The sequence below is a fragment of the Pseudoalteromonas sp. T1lg65 genome (assembly GCF_051930985.1).
Lineage (GTDB): Bacteria > Pseudomonadota > Gammaproteobacteria > Enterobacterales > Alteromonadaceae > Pseudoalteromonas.
On sequence record NZ_CP196837.1, the window covers coordinates 162,503 to 184,169 of the forward strand.

Here is a 21,667-nt window from a genome sequence, read left to right on the forward strand (position 1 = left end):
GACTCGTATAGAGGTTATTTTTTGTTTTCTGGGCTGCTAGATTTATAAGAATGTCTGACAGACTCTGCTGCTTGTTGCAATTCTTCTACAGATTGGCGCAAACTAGGATCAAGATCTTGCATGCCTTGTTGTTCGGCCTTTTTTAAGTTTTGGTGCAACTCATGAACTCTGAGTTCTTCATTGACTTCTGCTTTAACCGAATTGGCGACAGACTTTACGGTTTTAATCCATCGAGATACGGTTCTGATGGCAACGGGTAATCGCTCGGGACCAAGCACTATCAACCCGACAATCAGAACCACTACTAACTCCCACATGCCCATTAGAGTTAAGCCTTGTCTTTGTGTTGTTCTTTTTCAGACGCGTTTTGAGAACTGTGGGTCGTATTGTCTTTTAATTTCTCAGGTTCATCGTTATCAGACTCAGAGACTGCATTTTTAAAGCCTTTAACCGCTCCACCTAAGTCACTACCAATACCTCGTAGCTTTTTCGTGCCGAAAATAAGAACGATGATTGCTAGAATAATTAAGAGTTGCCAGATGCTAATTCCACCAATACCCATGGGATCTCCGAAATTTAAGTACTACTAATTAGTGATTATACGCTGAGTGGGTAAAAAATCACCCTGTTTTACGCCATGCAAAGAGAAAGCTCACGATTGAGGTAAATGCAAAAAGCCCACTTGCAACCGCCTTTTCTTCAACAAAGCATAACCCTGCCAGCAGTGCAAATGTGCTCGCAGCAATACCTAACAAAATAGGTTTAGCTGAATTATATTGCTGTTGTGTTACAGTATGAGGTACTGGGCGTTTAAGACTTTGATAAATCAAATCTGGCAGTTCAGGCATTTTCTCAGCCCAAAAAGGTAAGTTTGCATAGAGCTTTTTCGCGACGGCAATGGGGCCGACTTGATCTTGCACCCATTGCTCCAAAAATGGCTTTGCTGTTTTCCACAGGTCTAACTGAGGGTAAAGTTGGCGCCCTAAACCTTCAACATATAACAGTGTTTTTTGTAACAATACCAACTGGGGTTGTACTTCCATGTTAAACCGACGTGCGGTGTTAAACAGATTCACCAGCACATGCCCGAATGATATTTCTGCCAGTGGTTTATTGAATATAGGCTCGCATACAGTGCGAATGGCAAATTCGAATTCTTCTACACAGGTGTCAGCAGGTACCCAACCTGAATCGACGTGTAATTGTGCGACCTGACGATAATCGCGATTAAAAAATGCGATAAAATTCTCCGCTAAATAGCGTTTATCCTCGCGGTTTAGGGTACCGACAATTCCGCAGTCAATTCCTATATATTGGGGGTTATGCGGATTTTCTCGTGACACAAAAATATTTCCAGGATGCATATCTGCATGGAAAAAGCTGTCTCTGAACACTTGGGTGAAAAACACTTCTACGCCGCGTTCAGCCAGCAGTTTCATATTAGTGCCTTGCTCTAGTAGTGCGTCGGTGTCAGATACGGGGATACCGTAAATGCGCTCCATCACCAGTACATTTTTACGAGATAAGTCGCTATATACTTCTGGAATATAAAGAGAATCAGAGCCCTCGAAATTTCGTCTCAGCTGAATAGCATTAGCGGCTTCGCGCATTAGATCTAATTCATCAAGTAAGGTTTTTCGGTATTCACGAACCACTTCTACAGGACGTAATCGTTTTCCTTCGTTAAACAAGTTTGCGACCAATTTGGCAAATCGTTCCATCAGTGATAGATCGGCGAGGATCTGTTTTTCAATGTCAGGACGAATGACTTTAATGACCACATCTTTTATTTCGTCAGCAATTTGTAGTTTGGCTGCATGTACTTGCGCAATAGAAGCGGAAGCTAATGGAGTTTGCTCGAATTCAATAAAATATTGATGTATGTTGTCAATTTCTAGCGCTTTTTCTATCAGTGTTTGAGCTTGTTCTGAGTCAAAAGGTGGTACTTTATCTTGTAATAGCGCCAGTTCTAGCGCTACTTCGTGTGGTAACAAGTCGCGACGTGTTGATAGCATTTGTCCAAACTTGATCCATACTGGGCCTAAGCTTTGTAAGGCTAAACGTAATCTTGCGCCTGTTGGCTTGTCTTTATGTTGGTTACGCATCCAGAACAAGCTGCTACGGACAAGCTTTCCATACCACGGCTTTTTGCTGTCAGGTAAGAGTTCATCAAGACCGTAATTAAGAAAGGTTTTGGTTATCTGGTGCAAGCGAAGTAAAGACAAGCTACTTTCCTTTTTGCGTGGTTAATGTATCGATACGAGCAGATATCGCATTTAGGTCGCTGTTTAGTGCTCTAAGATCTTGTTTGAAATTAATAAACTCATTTGGATGAGGCGCGGTTTTTAACTCATCTTGTAATAGCGAAGAAAATGTTTCCTGCAACACCGCAGTGTCTTTCTTCGCTCTATCAGTCAGTCGGTTAAGTTTGTCTAGTAGGGCTTGTGCAGGGCCGTCGCCTAAATACGCAGCAAAATGCTCGGCCCAGTCAATATCAATATTGGCAAATGCTTTGCTGTAGTGCTGAGCAATATGTAAATCACCCTCTAAATCGAGCTTATTACTGCGAATCAGCGTTGTCAGTGAGCTCGGATCTTTTAGTTGAGTTAAGGTATTTAAGTCAGCACTAATCGCGCAATCCGCCAGCCCATCAAACGGCGCCAATACGTGCATACGTTGAGCACTGTACTGGAAAGCCATGTGCGTATTTAAGTCTCTAATTTCTATGCATAATATTTTATTAGCAACAGGCTCTAGAGAAACGTGAAGTGCAGGATCAAGTTTCAGCGCTTGTCTCAATGTCCCTTCAAGTAACGCAGCAACAGCGGTAATGAGCACAATTTACTCCTAGAATTTGAAACCACGGTGTAAGGCAACAATACCACCGGTCATATTTTGGTAATCGGTTTGCTCGAATCCGGCTTCATCCATCATGGATTTTAGGGTTTCCTGATCAGGGTGCATACGAATGGACTCAGCAAGGTACTTGTAGGATTCGCTGTCGTTGGCGACTATCTTACCCATTGCTGGAAGTAACGTGAATGAGTAGAGATCATATAGCTTAGATAGCATCTCGTTATCTGTTTTAGAAAACTCAAGAATCAATAGGCGACCACCTGGCTTTAACACTCGGTACATAGAACGTAAGGCTTTATCTTTATCTGTGACGTTGCGGAGTCCGAAAGCGATGGTGATGACATCAAAGGTATTATCCGGGAAGGGCAGCATTTCTGCGTTCATTTGAACGTATTCGATATTACTGACTAAGCCTAAATCACGCAGTTTATCTCTGCCCACTTTAAGCATTGAATCATTGATATCACCTAGGATGACTTGTCCTTTTTCTCCGACTAGATCGCTGAACTTTGCTGTTAAGTCACCAGTTCCACCGGCTAAGTCGAGTACTTTGTGTCCGCTTCTTACACCCGAGCAAGCAATTGTTTGACGCTTCCACAAGCGATGTATACCTAGCGACATTAAGTCGTTCATAACGTCATATTTGGCAGCAACGGAGTGAAAAACATCAGCAACGAGGGATGCTTTCTCGTCAGTGGCGACAGTTTGATAACCGAAGTGGGTAGTGTTCTCGTGCGACTCTTTCATTGGCTTCTCATCGTAGTTCAGCTTGATTGTGCTTAGTGTACTTGATTGGCGGACGTAGGTGCAATTTCTTAGCAACGATTAGCTTAGATTTCAGCGCAGATATGTCAATGGAGCCGATGGTACCGTGGCTGCGATACTTAGAGCGAGTTAACTGTTAATGCCCAATGTAGCAAGAAGTGCCCATGGATAACGCTTTTTGTGCTGCGCTGCCAGCCCTTTTAGCTAACGTGTCAAAGCCTTGGCTTTCATGCATTTTAGCAATGCCTTGAGATATAGTAACTTGAGGTAACGGTAGCTTTCCTTTAGCACTGACGAACTTGAGTTTTTCTACTCCTTTTCTCACTTTTTCAGCAATCATTTCCGCAGTATCGAGATCGACATCGGCCAGTAGTACGGTGAATTCTTGCTTACCAGTTCTACCAGGAAAGCCACTTTCGGTAACATAGCGCTTTATGTTATTTGCTACTCGATTAAGCACGATCTCGCCTACAACGTCGCCAAATTTGGAGATAAATTCATCTAAGTTTTCAACTTGAATAGAGAGTGCACAAACGGATTTTTGCTGAGATTGCCATAGCTCAACTTTTTTAGACAGATAATGACGCTTGTATAAACCAGTTTGAGGGTCTAACAAATGCTCTTTACGGAGCAGTTTTAATAGACGCTGATTCTTTTCTTGCAACTGTTGAACCTGAAGTAGGTCAACTTTGTATTGCTTATGCTGACGCAGGAGAGTTTCGGTATGTTTGGTTAGAGCATTAAGAGCTCGTCTGCTTTTCTCGACATTATTTGCATCTAAACTGTGTACACAATGACTAACCTGATTAGCAAATTGGGCGATGTGCTGCTGTGAACGTTGTGTAGACTCGTCTAATTTGTTCATCACCGAGTCAACACCATCGATTATATCTGTTTGCAACTGTTGGCCTTTATCTAAAAATTGATAATAAAGCTGCTCCATAAAGATACAATCGATTTTTTGTTTGCTGTTTATAAATCTTTCTATAGCGTTGTCTAAGTCTTTATTGACTTTACTGACGTGCGTATACGCAACCTGATAGTTCATCGGTGTGGGCGGCAGCTGATGTTGCTCTAAAAACAGGCAAACTTGTGTCATTTTTTCTTGGGCAATAGACATAGAGTCATGAAACATCATTTAGGTTACCGCAACAATGGAATATAAAACGTTTACAAACTACCAACATATCCTTGGGCGTACAAACTGTCCTACTCGTTTAAAGCTACATTAATCGCTCTTGTCCCAATTTAAAAGCAAAATGTTGGTGTTTGAAATAGAAAATTTACATTTTTTTGTTTAATCGGCTTTTTTATAAGCTGTTTTTCGTAGTTTGTGTGATTTGCGTTCAGTTTTTAGCATTGTCAGTCTATCGATTTAAGTTGCATCTAAGCTTAAGCTTGCTTAGCGTGCACTCGTGGATAGATGAGTCTCCTCGTTTACGATTTGTTTTCCAACTGTATCTTGGATATTAATTTCTCGCTTTTGGGGAGCTCAGTGACAAACTCGTCACTGATGGCAACTGTTATTACAGAAGTGGGCTTGTTGGGAGTTTACACAGTGTTGCTAACGAGATTGAGCTTATTCAATTTGACTGTTGTAAACACAAATACTTAACGGTCACACGTCAACGATGTTAGACGTTTATACCCATTGATATGATCAAAAGAATGAGGAAGCTAGAGTGCTAAAATTAAAAATTAAACGTTGGGGAATTCATACAAGCTTGGCGCTTGGCTTGATGTTTTCGATGGCTGGATGTGTAACAACCTCAGTTGACCATGATCAACAATTTAGTGAAATCGCTCAGCAAATTATGGCGTTTAGAGGACAGCAAAATGCTTACGGTCGCTCACAGCCTGATGAAGCGTATTTGTTGCCCAACTTGACAGCCGACTACCTTACGGATGTGAATTTACAGCGAGTCAGTTTTCTTGAACGACTAGATAATTTGGAAAAATCACAACTTAGCGACGAAAACCAGATTAACTTGGCTATCTTGCGAGCTCAAATTCAAAATAAGGTGGATGAGTATCAATTCAACAGCCACTATATGCCCTTGACTTCGGAATATGGCTTCCATTCAGAGCTGGCATTTTACATTAGTGCGCACAACTTTAATAAACGCGACGGGTATGAGCTCTATCTGGCTAGACTTGCGCAGACTCCGCGTTTTTTCGCCCAGAATATTGCTTGGATGAGAAAAGGCATAGAAACAGGCTGGACGCAACCTAAGGTGGTATTAGAGGGGTATGAAAGCTCTATCGAAGCTTTTATCGTCGATGATGTCACGCAATCTGAGTTTTTTGCTCCGTTTAAAGAGAACCAAGCCGGCATACCTGAAAGTGAATTTAAGCAACTACAAGAAAAGGCGAAAAACATCATTGCTGGTCAAGTCATAGCCTCATATCGTCAATATCGAGATTTTTTTGTAAATGAATATCGCCCAGCAGCGAGAGAGAATATCGCTATTTCAAGTGTTCCAAATGGTCGAGCATTTTACGCCAATCGTGCTAAGTACTACACCACGACAGAGATGACAGCGAAAGCAATTCATGAGCTTGGTTTACAAGAAGTTGCGCGAATACGTGGAGAAATGGAAGAGATCATTGAAAAGGTGGGTTTTACAGGCTCGTTTGCTGATTTTGTACATTTCTTAAGAACAGATCCTCAGTTTTATGCAAAAACGCCAGAGGAGTTGCTCAAGGAAGCGTCGTTCATTGCCAAAAAAATGGATGCTAAGTTACCCATGCTTTTCCATACCTTACCAAGACAGCCGTATGGGGTTGCTCCTGTTCCAGAAAGCATTGCTCCTAAATACACCACTGGCCGATACTTAGGGCCGCGCAACGATACCGAAGCTGGCTATTATTGGGTGAATACGTATGCTTTAGACAAACGTCCTCTGTATGTATTAGAAGCGTTAACATTGCATGAAGCAGTGCCTGGGCATCACCTGCAGATTGCCTTAAATGCCGAGCTTGAGCATTTGCCTGATTACCGAAGAAATGAGTATATCTCAGCTTTTGGCGAAGGTTGGGGATTATACTCCGAATATTTAGGTATTGAAGCGGGTTTTTATCAGGACCCTTACCGTGATTTTGGCCGCTTAACTTACGAGATGTGGAGAGCTGCTAGACTTGTCGTTGATACTGGCATGCACATGTTTGGTTGGAGTCGTGAGCGAGCGATGAATTTTATGAAAGACAATACCGCTTTGTCGCTGCATAACGTAAAAACTGAAACCGATCGCTATATTTCTTGGCCTGCCCAAGCGTTGTCATACAAAATCGGTGAATTGACGATTAAGCGATTGCGTAAAAAAGCAGAACAAGCTCTAGGTGAGGATTTTGATATCAGAGAATTTCATTATCAAGTGTTAAAAAGCGGCTCGGTGCCACTATATGTACTTGAAGCACAGATTGATAAATATATTCAAGCAGAGAAAGCAAAAAGGTAATCGTATTGTCGCTCAAAATGTCCACCATTGATTGGGATGTTTTGAGCGACCTAATGTGATTTTCAACCGCGCAAACTATTGCACAGAGCCGATGATTAACTGGTAGATGTCCTCAACGGATTGGCAGTTTTTAGCGTTCAGGATCAGTTGCTCTCCTAGCAACAGCGCTTGTTGCTCTCCTAGCAACAGCGCTTGTTGCTGTACCAATAATCGAGTTTGCTCATCTTCGATTTCGTCAATGTCGGCAACATGAGCTAGACCTATGGTTCGACGGATCAGCTCACTACCGCAGTAACCCACGCTGTCTTGAAGTACTGAGATTAAAAAGTGCTCTGCAAATCCTGAAGCTTGTAGGGCCAGATCTTTGGTATCTTGCTGAGCAAGACTAAGCCAATTGACGTAAAACTCTCGCAAACACACTGAGATGGTGTCGAGTAAGTAGATCTGCATTTTGCGCCGTTGTGGAAGCGCTTTTATCCGACCTTGTTGTGCACAATAGTTTAGAAGTAAATTGCCGATAAAAGAGCCTAAATCAAAACCAATAGGGCCAAAAAAGCCAAATTCAGGGTCTATCACCTTGGTTTCATGGGTACCGACAAAGATGCTACCTGTATGAATATCACCGTGTAACAAAGCCTCAGAAGCGGTTAAAAACTTTGCTTTGAGCTTGGCAATTTCTAGCAATAAAGGCACATTATTACGCAATTTGGCGACATGGCTTTCTAGTGCTTGCGGATATTGGTTTCGTTCACTCTGTCGGTACGGATCATCAAAGAATAAGTCTTCAGTAATGGCGCATAGTTCGGGATTTGTGAACTCTGTGACGAGCGCTTTTTTGTTTGTCGGAGAGAGATAAAAGCTGGAGTGATAAAAACTCGTTCTCGCTAAGTAGTGCGCAATGTCTCTACCTAGATTAGTGAACGTTTGTGCTTTATTAAGGGCTGAGCGGAGAATTTGCAACTGCCCTAAGTCCTCTAATACAGTGACGGCTAATGTGCTGTCATGATGTAAAACCTTAGCGGTATTTGCCGGACATACGGCGGCATGGCGTTTCAATACATTAGCTTCAATTCTGGCTCGATCCAGAGTCAATGGCCAGCTTTCGCCAACACAACGAGCATAGGGTAACGCTTGTTTAACAATAATGCTATTGCCGCCCGTGTCTTGTACGCGAAATACCAAGTTTAGATTACCATCACCGAATTCATTGCTGGATATCACCGCATCATTATCAAAAAATGAACCGACTTTTTTTATGTATTCAATCACTTTTTCATTATCAAATATGACGTATTCAGACATATGCTTGCACCCAACAAAAATTGATGTATAGCATTCTATATTTTTAAATGTTTAGATGTCTATACTTCTTTTTCTTATGCTGTAAAATATGCCAATCATCTAAGAGGAACCAGTCCACTATGAAAGAACTCATCGCTCGCAGTTTGAAGTATCAAGCCGGTAATGTTTTGGTGTTAGATCAATACTTATTGCCTCATCAAGAAGTTTGGCATGAATGTCGAACTGTTGAAGATATGTGCGAATTGATTTTGTCTTTGAAAGTGAGAGGGGCGCCTTTGATTGGACTTGCTGCAGCGATTCTGGTCGGTTACTTGGCAGAGCAAGGTGCGACAAAAGCCGAATTGCTTCAAGCGGTCGATAAATTAGAAGCGACAAGGCCAACCGCTGTGAACTTGATGCATTGCATGGCAGCGATGCGACAAGCGCTTCAGTCCGAGGTATGGCAGCAAAAGGTAATAGCGACAGCAGAGCAGTTGTTTGAAGAAGATGAACAGTTATGCGACAAAATGGCGACGATCGGTGCGGCATTAGTTAATGCTGGTGATAATATCCTTACTCATTGTAACACCGGAGCTTTGGCGACAGCTGGTGTGGGAACCGCATTAGGTGTAATACATCATGCCGCGCAGCAGCATAGGGGTAACATCCATGTATGGGTTGATGAAACCAGACCGTTGTTACAAGGAGGTCGGCTAACGGCATACGAGTTGGATGTATGGCATATCCCTTATACGTTAATCTGTGACAATATGGCCGCAAGTTTAATGGCATCTGGTAAAGTGGATAAGATTTTCGTCGGTGCAGATAGAATCGCCGCCAATGGCGATTTTGCAAACAAAGTGGGTACCTACAACCTAGCTGTGCTGGCACGTCATCATGATATCCCTTTTTATGTCGTAGCACCTGTCACTACGGTAGATAAGCACTGTGAGAATGGTGCAGCGATACCGATTGAGCAACGAGATCCTCGTGAAGTTTCGGGTGTTAGTGGCAGCTTTGGTGCGTGTCAATGGGCACCTACAAACGCACAAATATATAACCCAGCATTTGATGTAACACCTGCAAACCTGGTGACTGGGTGGGTGTTAGACATCGGATTGTTTGATCATTCAGACGTGGAACAAGGTGTTTTATCAGAAGTGAAATAGATATGCCACCTGTACCTATTTCACATTGAATTAACACTCACTTTTGCGGTATATTCGTCGTTTCAAATTTAGAGAAACTAGGACTCGGGTCAGGATGATAGTAAAACGAATTACCACCTTTCTGTTGCTTTTTTCAGCATTTTTTAGCTTCGCGGCGAAGAAACAAAATTTAATCCCTATTGAACACTTTAGTAAAGGTGAAGAATTTACCGATATGAAGCTTTCTCCCACTGGTGAATACCTTAGCTTTATCTCCAAAGCAGATGGGAAAAATGCTCTTCTTATAATGAAAATAGATGGGTTCAAATTACTCCACGCAGTGCGCTTTGATAGTAATGGTCAAGTTGGTGACTATCACTGGGTAAACGATGAGCGAATTGTGTTAGAAAAGCAATATATTCGGGGCTGGAAATCTCATCCTGAGTACTATGGCGAGTTATTGGGAGTTAACTTTGATGGTACTCGAGGCAAATATTTGGTTGGTTATAAGGGAGAGATGCAAACTGGTTCTCGTCTTAAAAAGGCAACGCCTTTAAACGGTACTTCTTACGTGCTCGATCCGTTAGTGCACGATGAAGACAAGATGCTTATCTCTACAATCCCCTGGTCAGGTAGTTCAGAACCGACGACGGTGGTTTATGAAGTTGATGTTAACAGTGGGGCGAGAAAGAGAGTCATAGGCTCACCTCGTTCTCGCGGCAGTTTCTTGACCGATCATGAGGGTAACGTTCGTGCTGCAATATCTAGTGATGATTACATTTCTGCTTCGATTTATTTAAGAGGTAAAGAGCATGGAGAGTGGCAAGAACTGAAGTTACCGCAACGGTTTTATGATATGCAGTTACATGGCTTTGATAAATCAGGTCAGTCTGTGTATGTCTCTGGTTCGACACAAGGCGAACCTAGAGGCGTTCACATTTTGAATCTGAAGTCAGGTGAATTGGATACAATTTATCAAGATAAAGAAGTGGATCCAAAGCAGCTTTGGACTGATCCGGTAGATAAAAATTTATTCGCAATAGAATTAGACCCAGGCTACCCGACATACATCTTCACACAAGAAAGTGCAGCGTTGAGCAACCAACTGAAATCTTTCCTTGAATCATTGCCGGGTAACCAAGTTCAAATTGTCAGTGCTACAAAGGACGGTGAAAAACTGCTAGTGTATGCACACAGCGATATTAACCCTGGTCGCTACTATCTCTATGATAATAAAAATAAGAGTCTTCAATATATTACCTCAAGTCGTAACTGGATTGATCCAAACCAAATGTCTTCTATGGAGCCAATTAAATACAAGACACGTGATGGGTTGACTATTCATGGCTACCTAACCAAGCCTTATGGTAAAGCCGATAAAGACTTACCGCTAGTGGTGATGCCACATGGTGGTCCTCACGGTCCTAGGGACTATTGGCAGTTTGATCCTGAAGTGCAGTTGCTCGCAAGCCGAGGCATTGCGGTGTTGCAAGTTAATTTCCGCGGCTCAGGTGGTTATGGCAGTGCTTTTGAGGAAGCAGGCTACCGCAAGTGGGGTAAGGAAATCCAGTATGACATCATTGACGGTGTTCAATATCTCATTGACCAAGGTATCGCGGATAAAAACAGAATGTGTATTATGGGATCCAGTTTTGGTGGCTATTCAGCGTTACAAAGTGCGATTCTTGAACCTAACTTGTTTAAATGTGCCATTGGCGTTGTTGGGGTTTATGACTTACCGCTGATGTTTGAAGAGGGTGATGTGGCTGAACGTAGAGCAGGCCAAGCTTTCTTGAAAACGGTACTAGGCCAAGACCAAGCACAACTGAAGGCTTTCTCACCGAGCTATAATGTCGATAAGTTGAAGATTCCGGTAATGATTGTTCACGGTGGTGAAGATGAAAGAGCGCCGATTGAACAGGCTGAATCGTTAATTGCAGCGTTGGATAAAGCCAAGAAGGAATATGTGTATCACCTGTTAGAAGATGAGGGGCATGGTTTCTACAAACCTGAGCATCGTCAAAAATACTATCAGAATATATTGAAGTTTCTAGATAAACATCTCAACTTATAGCAAGTTACGTATATGGGTTCAGAAAGAGGCAGCGAATAGCTGCCTTTTTTGCGTATAAAAATCGTATTTTGTAGGCGAAGGGGTGCCTATAAAAACCTGTAATATTATGCGGTTTGTTATTACTACGCATATTCGCCTCCTATGCTGAACATGCATATCTCTCAGCTATATCGTTCTTGACTTCTTGTTGGCTTTTCAGGCCGTAAATACCTGCTCCCTGATCAAAGTAGATCGCTGATAATGTTTCCCAGTGTTAGAAATTAGAACTTAAATATAATTAAGCTTATGTTTTTAATGTTTATTTTTGACTTTTTATTATTGTTTTGGTTAGCTCAGTTTGCGAATGATTACAACAATTACAGAATTCTTATGGCGCATTGTATGAGTGTGATATTCCAGACTTACGGTCTTCTTCTGAGAAAAAACCGGAAAATTAAATTAAAAAGCATATATATCATGTGGTTAATTTGTTTTGCTGAGTTTTTTAGACCCAAGGGAATATTCTGAAGAAAAACTCATTAAATCTCAAGTCTTTGTTTTTATTTGGTATGTTTATATTTTTAAATTAAATATATTCATCATAGCTAGGTAAGCGACACAACTAGGTTGCTCTTATATTCTGTGTCGTAGATTAGCGTGAAGTACTTCTGCTATTGGAGATGCTGATGCCTCCACTGTGATTTAAGTGGCTAACGTGTACTTCACAAACTTGGGATATTGTGAACAAAGAGGAATAAACGATGAACCTAAACCTTACAGCCATGTTTTTAATGTTAGCGACGGTAATTGCAGATTACAGCATGGAAATAAGCAGCAACATCATCGCAGGGAAAGCTCAAACGGAGTCGAGCCATAAAGTATCTGCACAAGGAAAATCTTGCCAGCAGCATTTTCAGGCAACGAATGAACAGCCTTTAGGCGGCGATTTAACATACTGTAAATAATTGGAGTCTAGCGATGAAGTTAAGCAAAACACTTGTTGCCCTTATTGTGTCGGCGGCAGTTTCTGGTTGTAGTCAAAACATGTCAGCACAATCGACCGGTATAAAGTTAGTCGAGCAAGTGGATGTTCAACCCACTGAGCTGGCTATTGCTTATAAAAAGTATGAATTAGAAAATGGCCTGACTCTGATCATTCACGAGGACAATTCTGATCCGTTGGTGCATGTAGATGTGACATATCATGTTGGCTCGGCCAGAGAAGAGTTAGGTAAGTCGGGCTATGCCCATTTATTTGAACATATGATGTTTCAAGGCTCTAAGAACGTTGCCGATGAAGAACACTTTAAAGTAGTTACTGAGTCTGGTGGTGAACTTAATGGTACAACTAATAACGATAGAACCAACTATTATCAAACGGTACCCTCTAACCAGTTAGAAAAAATGCTATGGTTAGAAGCCGATAGAATGGGCTTTTTTGCGCAGGGGATCACCCAAGAGAAGTTCGAAATCCAACGTGAAGCAGTTAAAAACGAGCGAGGTAAGGATGTTGACAATGTACCTTACGGTCGTTTAATGGAAACTATTGGGCAAACACTGTATGACTACGGTCATCCGTATTCCTGGTCTGTTATAGGCTATATGTCTGATTTAAATCGTGCCAGTGCGCAAGATTTAAAAGCCTTCTTTAAAAAATGGTATGGGCCAAACAACGCGACTTTAACGATTGGTGGAGATGTTAAGGCTGAGCAAGTATTACCTCTCGTGAAAAAGTATTTTGGCAGCATACCAAAAGGTGATCACATTGAACCTGCTCAAAAACAGCCTGCTAATCTAGCATCAAGTCGGTATGTTTCTTTACAAGACAACGTACAGTTTCCGTTGTTAGCGAAAGCTTACCCGACGGTGTATGATGGTCACCGCGATCAAGTTGCATTAGATGCACTGGCCTACTTTATTGGTGAAGGTCAATCATCTGTGTTGTACAAATCCCTAGTGAATTCACAGCGTGCGCTTCAGGTACAAACTGCTCACAATTGCAGAGAATTGGCGTGTGAAATGCTGTATTTGGCGTTACCACATCCTGTTTCAGGTAAAACGCTTAAGGACATGGAAGCAATTTTTGATGCAGAAGTTGCCCATTTTATTGAAAAAGAACTAGACGAGTCTGATATTCAGTTTTACCAAGCGAAAACTGAAGCTGAAGTGGTGAGAAGCTTACAAAGTGTTCAAGGTAAAGTGGCAACTTTGGCTGCCTTCGAAACATTTTTCAACGATACCAAAAGATTACAAAAGCAACTCAATGCGCTCCGTGGTTTAACCGTTAACGATGTCAAACGTGTTTACAGTCAATATATTAAAGATAAGCCAGCAGCGGTAGTGAGTATCGTGCCTAAAGGCCAGCCAGATGCAGTGGCACAAGAGGATAATTTTAAACCGACTTTCTTTGTACCGTCGAAAAACGATGAGATGCAAGTTGCAGAAGTTAAGTTACCAGAAGTGAAGGACACTTTTGATCGTAGCATTCAGCCCCAAGCAGGGAAAGCGAAAGCCATCCATGTTCCTGACGTTTGGCAAACAGAACTCAACAATGGTTTGGCTATAATGGGCGCGCAATCAACAGAAACGCCGACCACGACACTGTCATTATATATTCCAGCCGGAAGACTGTACGATCCCGCAGGACAAAGTGGTGTAGCGAGAGTCACAGCAAGTATGTTGAATGAAGCAACAACGCAAAGCTCAACAGAGGAACTGGCGAAGCAGTTAGCCAGACTTGGAGCGACTATCTCGACAAACTTGGATAGTGAATATATCGAATTCACAGTTTCTGCGATGTCTAAAAACCTTGATGCCACGCTGGCAGTGTTAGCTGAGAAGTTACTTCAGCCGAAATTCTCAGAACAAGACTTTATGAGAGTGAAAGGTCAATATTTACAACTCATTCAGCACCAAGAAAATGAGCCGAACTATATTGCGGATAGCACACTAAATAAACTGCAGTTCGCTTCAGGTAATTACAGCAAGGCTGCATTTTCTTCACTAGAAAGCTTACAAAGTATCACACTAGAACAGGTGAAATCGTATTATGCAAACCAAATCAAGCCATTGGGAGCAAAGTTAGCTGTCGTATCTAGCTTAGACATGAAAATGCTTAAGCCTAAATTAGCGAATACTTTTTCGAATTGGCAAGGCAAGCCGAGCTTGCCTAAAGCGAAGGCTAGTATTGCGCAATATCAAACCAATGTAATTTATGTAGTTGATAAACCAAATGCTGCACAGGTCCAATTACGAGTCGCTGCGCCTGCAATGAAGCCTGATCTTACGGGGCCTTTCTTTAAAGCTAACCTGGCTAGCTTTGCATTTTCAGACTCTTTTAATGGTCGAATAATGCAAAATCTGCGAGAAGACAAGGGTTACACTTATTCCGTATGGGGAAGATTTAGAAGTTACGGTGATATCGGGCGCTATGTGTTGAAAGCAGGCATAAAGACTGAAAATACTGCGGATGCGATACTTGAAATTCAAAACGAAATAGCAAAGCTGCAAAAATCAGGCTTAACTCAACAAGAAATCGCGTTCACACGCGCGGCTGTCAATCAGGGTGATGCACTAAAATATGAGACGCCAGCGGCAAAAGTAGGCTTCTTTGCAACCATGATGAAACATGATGCGGACCAAAGTATTGTTAAAACAAGAAGTAAGATTGTAGAGTCGGTTTCAAAGCATGAGTTAGATAATTTGATCAAGCAATATGTTGATAATGACAACATGCTGTATTTAGTTGTTGGTGATAAAAATACCCTAGTACCGCAACTTGAGAAGAATGGCTTTAAAGTTCAACTTTTATAGTTAAAGCAACCAATTTTCCAACCATTTAAAAGATACCAAAGGCGAGCGTAGGCTCGCCTTTTTTCTTCTGATTTAGCTACTCTTGGTGAGTATACAGTACTAAATGATTCTCTTTTCTGTGTAGAACGGAAAACAATAGCTTACCTTCTTGGTAAGTTAACCCAAAAAAATAGCCTGGTGCTTTGTCGACGTCCTCCATTTCGAGTACTTTAGTTAATTCATTCGGAGCGTTTTTGCTCCACTGGTAAATAGTATTCGAAGAGAGGGTATAAAAATGGTCATCCCCAGCGGCTAGCGTTAATCGGAGTGAACGCGTTATCGATGCTTGCATTAAAGGAAAACTGCTTACTTCTGTAATTTGTTTTGTTAGCGCATTGTATGTGTACAGTTTGCCTTCGAGCGTTAAAATGACAATTTCCTCGTTATTGAGCCAGTCAGCTTGGCTAACGTGACTTATACCAGTGATTTCTTGGAGCTTTTGCTCTGGCATATGGAGTAGTTGTAACTCACTTGCTCCAGTCATTTTATTTTCTGAAACAATAATGGCTAACTCATTGTTAATTCGTGCACTACTGATCATGTAACTTTGTGGAAAATGGGAAATTGTGTCAAAAGTTGTCAAATCAATAAGCCGTAAACTGTGATCAACTTTATTTTGCACAAGTATATGACTGTTTTTTATATCTACATCCAACACCTCATATCCTTTTAGGGCGGCAACACTTCCAGAATAAACGCCCTTAATAATACGCTGAACTAGCGCTTCACTATTGTCAACAAAGGTGTCGTCGTTAAATAAATATTGGTTGTCACCGATATAAAAAAGGTCCGTTTCATTTATCGCGGGCCTTGCGAATGCGTCAATTCTTTTATTTTTAATATCAAAGGAGTAACTATCGTTATAAAAGGGGTAAGTCGCTGTCAATAGCTGATCTTTTGACAGCGGGAAAACATAAGACGATTCTTGAATAGGGGCTTTTATAGAGGGTAGTCGTTCGAGCGTAGTCAAGGAGACGCGCTCTATTGTTTGTTGTTTACGGTTGTACCATAAAATAGAATTACTCGGCTGGTGATGTACAGCTACCCAAATCCTATAATCTGTTTCAGCCAATGTAATTAGGTTATGTCCCGACTTACTGGTTAGCATTAGCTGGTAATTAGTCAGGTTTACTCGCTCGAATAGCACCTGTTGTGTTTCGGGCAAAATGTTGATTAAGGAGTCACCTTCTCCGGCACTACCCGGCGTGGTAAGGCGGATTTCGGATTTGGTTTTTACGTCATACTTGTGTATAGCGAGTAACTCTTCTAACCCCTCGATATATGGTTTGCTATAAATCAGTTGATCTTCATTAAAGCTGAATATGTTACTAATAACTTTCGTTTCGTCACAGGCAAAGAGTGTTTCTGAAATAGGGTTGGTTGCTGGCTCTAGCCGAGTCCTCATGTATTCACATGTTTTAATGTCTCTATTTGGCATCAAGACATAGTTACGCGAGTAGAGGATTTTACCACTAGCATCCCAGCCCAGCACCCGTCCTTCACCAGGTATATTCAGCTCAATATCTTGTTGGCTATCAAGAGAAACCATTCTGACTTGCCCAATTTCACCCTCCGAGATTAATTGAGGATATATGGAGTAGGCTACTTGTTTACTATCTGGGGTTAACTGCATGAATGTATGCAGTCCTCTTACCCAAGAAAAGGGTTGCGGGGTTAATTCAACTTCAAGCTGCGCGGGACTAGGTGTTACGATATCTGGCTGAGTTGGGGCAAGTTGAAAGTCGTACCAGCTGTAAACAGAGCCCAATAGTAGCAAAATACACAAGCTAATCAGCGTCAATGCCCATTTGTGCTTATTCTTCTTATTGGCGTTTAATGAGCTTTGCTGTTCTACAGGCTGCTTTTGCTTTGCGGTTGTATCAATTGCTAGGCTATAACCTTTGCGGTAATGTGTTTTGATGAGTTCGCTTGACTGCTTTGGACTACTGAGTGCTTTTCTTAAATCAAAAATGGCTCGGTTGATGACACTATTGTCCATCTCTTCTTGTTGCCATACATACAGACTCAATTCCTGACGTGTGACAATATTACCTTTATTTTCAATAAGGAAATATAAAATCTGAAATAGGGTTGGATCTAGTGTCTTTGACTCGTTACCATCACAAAGCGTGCGCGTTTTTATATCAAGTTGCCACACGCCAATTTCAATAGTTTGTTGCTCACCTGCACCCGTGACTGCGCTCATGGAAACCCTTACTACACAATTTACTTCCAGAAATTGGCTGCGATCATACCAAAAAGTTGATGTGGGGAAGACAACTTTATTGCTCTAATGTAAAAACGTGTAACAAAAAGCAACGTACTTATTTTTGCTACACGTAAATCGATTTCACAGCTGGTAGTTTTCCGGTTTTAGTCAAGCAGAGGAAACCGCTCCGCAATATTTGATTCTGTACTTTTTGCAACCCACCCTTGCTCATTATTGAAAAGTCGAATAGCGGTAAATTCGGGATCACTACCCATATCAAACCAATGCGGTGTATTCATCGGAACTGAGATCAGATCACCTTGTTGGCAAAGGACCTGATAAACAAACGCGTTTATGTGTAAGCAAAATAGACCTTGTCCTTTGACAAAAAAACGTACTTCGTCTTCGCTATGAGTGTGTTCAAATAAAAACTTTGCTCTTAACTGAGATGCACTCGGGTTACCTTTTGCCAATGAGATAACGTCTACAGTCTGATATCCACCCTCGGTTTGTAACCGCTTTATATCTGCTTGATAGGCAGAAAGAATATCATCTTGGGTCATATCAGTGGTGATTTCTGTCGTGGTTTGCCATTGTTCAAATCGTACGCCGACTTTACTTAGTTCTGAGCTAATAACGGCTTGCTCGTTGGTGTTTAGTACCGCTTGAGTAGGGCTTTGTTCTTTAAAAACCGCTAATTGACTCATTGCACTAGCTCCTCGTTGTATTGGCTAAACCTGTCTATTTTGGGGTGTATTGGTGAGTCTTGTTGGTTGTCTCGCCACAGCTGCAAGGTTTTCATACCGGCTTGTTTGGCGGCATCTAATTCTGCAACGATGTCGCTCAAAAAAAGCACTTCATCTGCACTGAAGGGGATGCTTTCTATGATAGTCAAGTAAGACTGAACTTCCTGCTTAGCACCGACTCGGGTATCAAAGTAATCACTAAACAGGTCACGGATATCGCCATAGTCAGAATGAGCAAACAATAACTGTTGTGCTTTAACCGATCCGGAAGAATACACATAAAGCGCTCGGCCTTGTTGGTTTTGCTGTTGTAAAAACTGAAATGCATCCGGATAAAGGTGTCCTTTGAAATCACCATTTTCGTAGCCAAACTGCCAAACTAAACCTTGTAATTGTTTGAGAGGTGTGACTTTTTGATCGGTTTCTATCCAGTGTAACAATGCCGCGATGACTTGCTCTAAGCTTGCTTGTTGATTATTCAATTCATGACGAACCGCTGCGATTTGCACATTTACAAGTTCATCTTGGTGATGTTCACGAATAAATTGTGGCAAATGCTGCTTTGCATAGGGAAACAACACCTCTTTAACAAAAGAAATACGCGTAATCGTCCCTTCAATATCGGTAAGAATGGCTTTGATCATAACGACCTCATTAGTTTGATTCTTTCTAATTCACAGGCGAATAAAAACTCAAGCCCTTCAATGTGACGCCGAGCTTCTTGAACCGTGCGGCCAAATGCATACAGACCATGACCTCGTATTAGCACGCCATGATGAATAGGCAAGTCGATATGGTGGTTCGCTACTTGTTCTGCTAACTGAGCGATATTCTGATCATTGTCGAAAATCGGTAGCTGCAATGCTTGCTTATGGGACTCGATACCAGACAGGGATTTTTGCATTTCATAACCTTCAATGTGCAAACAGTTTCCCTCTACCACGCGAGATAGCACAGTTGCTGAGATTGAATGAGTATGTAAAACACAGCGAGCATGTGGACATAGTTTATAAAGCTTTAAATGAAGCTCAGTTTCGGCGGAAGGCCTTCCAGTGCCAGCTTGAATCTGTCCTGTTGGGCTCAATTCCAGAAATTGCTCTGGATTTAAATTGCCTTTATCAAAGCCACTGGCAGTGACAACAAAACCAGTTTCTGTTTTGATAGAGAAGTTGCCTCCTGTTGCCGGAACCCAGCCTTGTTGTGCTATCCAGGCTCCGGTTTCAATGAGGGCGAGTTTGGCGTCTTGTGTTTGCATGCGCTAGACCTAATATAAAATCTTTTGGACGGCTATACATCTATTTGTGGCAATGATAGCATCCGTTTTGCATTTGCACCATAGACAAAGAGAGCGTTGCAGTGAAAAGTAAATTACCTCAGGTTGGAGTCAGCATTTTTAGCCAAATGACGGCGTTAGCCAACGAATACGGCGCGATTAATTTATCGCAAGGTTTTCCAGAGTTCGATGCCCCCGATTATCTTAAGCAACAGCTTAGTGAGTACGTTGCAAAGGGGTTGAATCAGTATGCGCCTTCACCCGGAGTGCCTAAGTTATTGGATCAAATAGAACGCTTAATTGAGAGCCGTTACCAGGTCAAAGTCAATGGTACTTCACAAGTCACCGTGACTGCAGGGGCAACAGAAGCTTTGTTTGTGGCGATTCAGACCATTATTTCTCAGGGGGATGAAGTTATTGTCTTCGATCCAGCTTACGACTCTTATGAGCCTGCAATTGAGCTTGCAGGTGGTAAAGCGGTTCACATACCCTTAGTTGCGCCTAATTATCGAATCGATTGGCAACAAGTGAATGCCAATATCACCAGTAAAACTAAAGCCATCATTATTAACACACCACATAACCCGTCGGCTAAAGTGCTGGATCTTGACGATTTTGCTGCGCTTAAAAAACTATTGGTAGCACATAATTTATTGCTGATCAGTGATGAAGTATACGAACACATCACTTTTGATCAGAAGTCCCATCTGAGTGCGCTGAATGATCCCGAGATTTTTGCTCGCAGTTTTGTCGTGTCGAGTTTTGGAAAAACCTTCCATAGTACAGGTTGGAAGTTGGGTTACTGCGTTGCACCAGAGCAATTCAGTCAAGAATTTCGAAAGATACACCAATATGTGACATTCTCTTGTTTCACTCCCGCTCAGTATGCGTTAGCGGATATGCTTGAAAAACACATTGAGCATGTGAATGAACTGAGTGAGTTTTATCAGGCGAAACGTGATGCATTGATCGACGCACTTCAAACAAGTCGTTTCAAATTACTCGACAGCGAAGGAACCTACTTTTTGCTGTTAGATTATAGCGAAATATCGTCGTTATCTGACATTGAATTTTGTCACTATCTGGTGAAAGAAGTGGGTGTAGCAGCGGTACCATTAAGTGTTTTTTATCACGCACCAAATAATGACAAGGTGATCCGATTATGTTTTGCCAAAGAGACTCAAACACTGATGGAGGCGGCTGAACGTTTATGTCAACTTTAACTGTTGCCCTAGTACAAACTGATATTAGTTGGCTAGATCCCGAAAGCAACTTTGCTCGTATTCGCGCCTTGTTAGCAAACCTGCCAACAAGCGACTTAATTTTATTGCCGGAAACCTTCGCGACTGGGTTTGCTGTCAAAGAGCCTGCGGTTTCATCACAAAATGACAAGGCCTTAGCATTTATGCTGGAACTTGCTGTGGAATATGGAGCAGTGGTTGCTGGCAGTATCTTGGTTGAACAACAGGATAAAAAGGCCAATCGTCTGTTTTGGTGTCAACCCGATGGGCAAGTACAGACTTATGATAAACGTCATCTTTTTTGCTTAGGAAACGAAGGGGATTATATTGTTGCCGGCAAACAGCGTAAAGTTTTTGACTTGAAGGGTTTTCGAATTTTACCGCAGATCTGCTATGACTTGCGCTTCCCTGTGTTTCAACGTAATCGCAATGACTATGATGTGATGATAAATGTCGCGAATTGGCCGCAAGCGAGACGATATCACTGGGATACCTTATTGGCAGCCAGGGCGATTGAAAACCAGTGTTTTGTATTGGGTGTGAATCGCGTTGGTAAAGATGGTTATGGTACAGCGCATAATGGCGGTACGGTGGCCATAGATTTTAAAGGTGAGCCATTAGTGTGTGCAGCTGACGAACTGTCTAGTGTCACGCAAGTCACTTTGCAACTCGCTGACTTGCAAAGTTACCGGCAGCAGTTTCCCGTTCATCTTGATGCGGATAGTTTTTCTTTAGCTTAGTTCATCAAAGCTGGTGACAAGCGAGAGGCAGCAGCAACGCGCTTT

The 21,667-nt window shown here is 41.9% G+C and carries 18 protein-coding genes; 7 read left to right on the forward strand and 11 right to left on the reverse strand.

The window, feature by feature from the left end; genetic code table 11:
- Window positions 1-14: 14 nt before the first annotated feature.
- The 6 genes from tatB to ACSLBF_RS00745 form a co-directional block, all read right to left on the reverse strand.
- Window positions 15-302 (reverse strand): Sec-independent protein translocase protein TatB, encoded by a 288-nt coding sequence (gene tatB, locus ACSLBF_RS00720; RefSeq protein ID WP_440054735.1) that lies wholly within the window; start codon window positions 300-302, stop codon window positions 15-17.
- A 26-nt stretch (window positions 303-328) separates the two neighbouring features.
- On the reverse strand, window positions 329-562 hold the full coding sequence (gene tatA / locus ACSLBF_RS00725; protein WP_440054736.1) for a Sec-independent protein translocase subunit TatA: 234 nt from the start codon (window positions 560-562) through the stop codon (window positions 329-331).
- A gap of 58 nt (window positions 563-620) precedes the next feature.
- Window positions 621-2,225 (reverse strand): ubiquinone biosynthesis regulatory protein kinase UbiB, encoded by a 1,605-nt coding sequence (ubiB, locus tag ACSLBF_RS00730; RefSeq protein ID WP_440054737.1) that lies wholly within the window; start codon window positions 2,223-2,225, stop codon window positions 621-623.
- Window position 2,226: 1 nt separating this feature from the next.
- Window positions 2,227-2,838, reverse strand: coding sequence for a ubiquinone biosynthesis accessory factor UbiJ (locus ACSLBF_RS00735; RefSeq protein ID WP_440054738.1), 612 nt, complete (start codon window positions 2,836-2,838; stop codon window positions 2,227-2,229).
- Between the two features lie 9 nt (window positions 2,839-2,847).
- Window positions 2,848-3,603 (reverse strand): bifunctional demethylmenaquinone methyltransferase/2-methoxy-6-polyprenyl-1,4-benzoquinol methylase UbiE, encoded by a 756-nt coding sequence (gene ubiE, locus ACSLBF_RS00740; protein WP_440054739.1) that lies wholly within the window; start codon window positions 3,601-3,603, stop codon window positions 2,848-2,850.
- A gap of 154 nt (window positions 3,604-3,757) precedes the next feature.
- Entirely contained in the window at window positions 3,758-4,759 is a 1,002-nt protein-coding gene (locus tag ACSLBF_RS00745; protein WP_440054740.1) for a GGDEF domain-containing protein, read from the reverse strand.
- A gap of 601 nt (window positions 4,760-5,360) precedes the next feature.
- On the opposite strand from ACSLBF_RS00745, the gene ACSLBF_RS00750 reads away from it, so the two are divergent.
- Window positions 5,361-7,079: a DUF885 domain-containing protein gene (locus tag ACSLBF_RS00750; RefSeq protein WP_440056171.1), complete on the forward strand. Its 1,719-nt coding sequence runs from the start codon at window positions 5,361-5,363 to the stop codon at window positions 7,077-7,079.
- 75 nt (window positions 7,080-7,154) lie between these two features.
- Here ACSLBF_RS00750 and mtnK read toward each other — a convergent pair whose 3' ends face one another.
- The gene (gene mtnK / locus ACSLBF_RS00755; protein WP_440054741.1) at window positions 7,155-8,381 is read right to left on the reverse strand and encodes an S-methyl-5-thioribose kinase; all 1,227 of its coding nucleotides are present in this window, start codon (window positions 8,379-8,381) and stop codon (window positions 7,155-7,157) included.
- 119 nt (window positions 8,382-8,500) lie between these two features.
- Between mtnK and mtnA the strand changes: the two genes are divergently transcribed.
- From mtnA to ACSLBF_RS00775, 4 genes are all read left to right on the forward strand, one after another.
- Window positions 8,501-9,529, forward strand: coding sequence for an S-methyl-5-thioribose-1-phosphate isomerase (gene mtnA, locus ACSLBF_RS00760; protein ID WP_440054742.1), 1,029 nt, complete (start codon window positions 8,501-8,503; stop codon window positions 9,527-9,529).
- Between the two features lie 94 nt (window positions 9,530-9,623).
- The gene (locus ACSLBF_RS00765) at window positions 9,624-11,582 is read left to right on the forward strand and encodes an alpha/beta hydrolase family protein (RefSeq protein WP_440054743.1); all 1,959 of its coding nucleotides are present in this window, start codon (window positions 9,624-9,626) and stop codon (window positions 11,580-11,582) included.
- A gap of 740 nt (window positions 11,583-12,322) precedes the next feature.
- Window positions 12,323-12,526: a hypothetical protein gene (locus ACSLBF_RS00770; RefSeq protein WP_440054744.1), complete on the forward strand. Its 204-nt coding sequence runs from the start codon at window positions 12,323-12,325 to the stop codon at window positions 12,524-12,526.
- Between the two features lie 13 nt (window positions 12,527-12,539).
- Window positions 12,540-15,374, forward strand: coding sequence for a M16 family metallopeptidase (locus tag ACSLBF_RS00775; RefSeq protein ID WP_440054745.1), 2,835 nt, complete (start codon window positions 12,540-12,542; stop codon window positions 15,372-15,374).
- A 76-nt stretch (window positions 15,375-15,450) separates the two neighbouring features.
- On the opposite strand, the gene ACSLBF_RS00780 is transcribed toward ACSLBF_RS00775, so the two are convergent.
- The 4 genes from ACSLBF_RS00780 to ACSLBF_RS00795 all read right to left on the reverse strand — a co-directional run bounded on the left by ACSLBF_RS00780 (window position 15,451) and on the right by ACSLBF_RS00795 (window position 19,623).
- Window positions 15,451-17,619, reverse strand: a complete 2,169-nt coding sequence (locus ACSLBF_RS00780) for a winged helix-turn-helix domain-containing protein (protein WP_440054746.1) — start codon at window positions 17,617-17,619, stop codon at window positions 15,451-15,453.
- A 167-nt stretch (window positions 17,620-17,786) separates the two neighbouring features.
- On the reverse strand, window positions 17,787-18,329 hold the full coding sequence (locus tag ACSLBF_RS00785; RefSeq protein ID WP_440054747.1) for a 1,2-dihydroxy-3-keto-5-methylthiopentene dioxygenase: 543 nt from the start codon (window positions 18,327-18,329) through the stop codon (window positions 17,787-17,789).
- Window positions 18,326-19,012 (reverse strand): acireductone synthase, encoded by a 687-nt coding sequence (gene mtnC / locus ACSLBF_RS00790; RefSeq protein WP_440054748.1) that lies wholly within the window; start codon window positions 19,010-19,012, stop codon window positions 18,326-18,328. Before mtnC ends, ACSLBF_RS00785 begins: the two co-directional genes overlap by 4 nt.
- On the reverse strand, window positions 19,009-19,623 hold the full coding sequence (locus ACSLBF_RS00795) for a methylthioribulose 1-phosphate dehydratase (RefSeq protein ID WP_440054749.1): 615 nt from the start codon (window positions 19,621-19,623) through the stop codon (window positions 19,009-19,011). The genes mtnC and ACSLBF_RS00795 overlap by 4 nt, the downstream gene beginning before the upstream one ends.
- A 146-nt stretch (window positions 19,624-19,769) precedes the next feature.
- Between ACSLBF_RS00795 and ACSLBF_RS00800 the strand changes: the two genes are divergently transcribed.
- A complete protein-coding gene (locus ACSLBF_RS00800) occupies window positions 19,770-20,864 on the forward strand; it encodes a methionine aminotransferase (RefSeq protein ID WP_440056172.1) in 1,095 nt (364 codons plus the stop codon).
- On the forward strand, window positions 20,852-21,622 hold the full coding sequence (locus ACSLBF_RS00805) for an amidohydrolase (RefSeq protein WP_440054750.1): 771 nt from the start codon (window positions 20,852-20,854) through the stop codon (window positions 21,620-21,622). Before ACSLBF_RS00800 ends, ACSLBF_RS00805 begins: the two co-directional genes overlap by 13 nt.
- The last annotated feature ends 45 nt before the right edge of the window (window positions 21,623-21,667 follow it).

What these genes read in the sequence shown, in the direction of transcription:
- ACSLBF_RS00805 (WP_440054750.1), top strand. Translation starts at nt 20,852, where the DNA reads ATGTCAACTTTAACTGTTGCCCTAGTACAAACTGATATTAGTTGGCTA.
- ACSLBF_RS00800 (WP_440056172.1), top strand. Translation starts at nt 19,770, where the DNA reads ATGACGGCGTTAGCCAACGAATACGGCGCGATTAATTTATCGCAAGGT.
- tatA (WP_440054736.1), bottom strand. Translation starts at nt 562, where the DNA reads ATGGGTATTGGTGGAATTAGCATCTGGCAACTCTTAATTATTCTAGCA.
- mtnC (WP_440054748.1), bottom strand. Translation starts at nt 19,012, where the DNA reads ATGATCAAAGCCATTCTTACCGATATTGAAGGGACGATTACGCGTATT.
- ubiE (WP_440054739.1), bottom strand. Translation starts at nt 3,603, where the DNA reads ATGAAAGAGTCGCACGAGAACACTACCCACTTCGGTTATCAAACTGTC.
- ACSLBF_RS00765 (WP_440054743.1), top strand. Translation starts at nt 9,624, where the DNA reads ATGATAGTAAAACGAATTACCACCTTTCTGTTGCTTTTTTCAGCATTT.
- ACSLBF_RS00775 (WP_440054745.1), top strand. Translation starts at nt 12,540, where the DNA reads ATGAAGTTAAGCAAAACACTTGTTGCCCTTATTGTGTCGGCGGCAGTT.
- ACSLBF_RS00745 (WP_440054740.1), bottom strand. Translation starts at nt 4,759, where the DNA reads ATGATGTTTCATGACTCTATGTCTATTGCCCAAGAAAAAATGACACAA.
- mtnK (WP_440054741.1), bottom strand. Translation starts at nt 8,381, where the DNA reads ATGTCTGAATACGTCATATTTGATAATGAAAAAGTGATTGAATACATA.
- ACSLBF_RS00780 (WP_440054746.1), bottom strand. Translation starts at nt 17,619, where the DNA reads ATGAGCGCAGTCACGGGTGCAGGTGAGCAACAAACTATTGAAATTGGC.
- ACSLBF_RS00750 (WP_440056171.1), top strand. Translation starts at nt 5,361, where the DNA reads ATGTTTTCGATGGCTGGATGTGTAACAACCTCAGTTGACCATGATCAA.
- ACSLBF_RS00795 (WP_440054749.1), bottom strand. Translation starts at nt 19,623, where the DNA reads ATGCAAACACAAGACGCCAAACTCGCCCTCATTGAAACCGGAGCCTGG.
- mtnA (WP_440054742.1), top strand. Translation starts at nt 8,501, where the DNA reads ATGAAAGAACTCATCGCTCGCAGTTTGAAGTATCAAGCCGGTAATGTT.
- ACSLBF_RS00770 (WP_440054744.1), top strand. Translation starts at nt 12,323, where the DNA reads ATGAACCTAAACCTTACAGCCATGTTTTTAATGTTAGCGACGGTAATT.
- ACSLBF_RS00785 (WP_440054747.1), bottom strand. Translation starts at nt 18,329, where the DNA reads ATGAGTCAATTAGCGGTTTTTAAAGAACAAAGCCCTACTCAAGCGGTA.